Raw genomic sequence first — 1,002 nt, 5'->3', positions numbered from 1 at the left:
TTTCGGCGGCTGGGCAAGCCGCGGCCTGACGCCTGACGGAGGCCGGCGCGGACCGGTCCCGGCGGCCCGGTTGGCTTCGGCCAGCCGCGCCTCGCGTTCCCGGTCCTTGACCTTGGCACGCTCGCGATAGCGGGCAAGCGAGCCTGCGGCGGCGGAACTCGCCCTGCCCCAGATTCCGACCAGTTGCCCGGCAACCCGCCCCGTCGTTCCCCCCGCCCAGACCAGCTCGAACGGCGAGAACAGCTTCCAGCGCTCGTCGCCCCACAGGATGCTGCGGGCGATCATCTGCCCGGCCATGGCCGAGGTGTTCATGCCTTGGCGACCGAAGCCGCTTGCGACCCAGAGGCCTTTGCGCAACTGGCCGATCTGCGGCATCCCGTGCACGGTCTGGCCGGTGGCGCCGCCGAACATGTCGGTGATCTCGACATTGCCGAGCTGGGGAAAGATCGACCGGATCCGCCGTCTGACGCTGCCTGCAAAGCGCTGCGGCCGTGCGGCCCAAGTGGTCTCCGGACTTTCCCACATCAGCCGGTCGCCATCGACGATCCGGAAATGGTCGACGCCGTCGGAATCCATCACCGATCCCTTGAAGCCGATGATCTCGTGCACGCGCTCGCCGAGCGGCGCGGTGATGCCGGCATAGCGCCAGACCGGCAGCAGCGTGTCCGATAGGCGCCGCAACGGCGCGCCGAGATGGATGTTGCCGGCGAGCACGATATGGGTGGCGCGCAGCCGCGCCGAGGGCGTGACGATGCGCTTGCGGATGCCGGAATGATCGATACTGACGACCGGCGTGTCCTCGAAGATGCGGGCGCCTGCGCGCCGCGCCAGCGCCGCGAGGCCATGCACATATTTGCACCCGTCGACCTGGAATGCCTTCGGATAATACACGCCGTGGAAGTAGCGATCGGTCTTGAGTGCCGCGCGGACGCGATCGACCTGCCAGCCCTCGGCCTCGGTGTCGAAATCCTCGTTCAGCATCCGCAACCGGCTGATCAGCCG

1 protein-coding gene is annotated in these 1,002 nt (G+C 68.4%); it reads right to left on the bottom strand.

Going from position 1 to position 1,002, the window contains the following annotated elements; genetic code table 11:
* The coding region (locus IVB32_RS03675) for an FAD-binding oxidoreductase (RefSeq protein WP_247409850.1) at positions 1 to 1,002 on the bottom strand (1,002 nt) is incomplete at both ends.

The organism is Bradyrhizobium sp. 23, from assembly GCF_023073295.1.
Taxonomy (GTDB): domain Bacteria; phylum Pseudomonadota; class Alphaproteobacteria; order Rhizobiales; family Xanthobacteraceae; genus Bradyrhizobium; species Bradyrhizobium canariense_D.
Note: the sequence above shows the minus strand (reverse complement) of the source record. Positions and strands in the feature narration are given on the sequence as shown.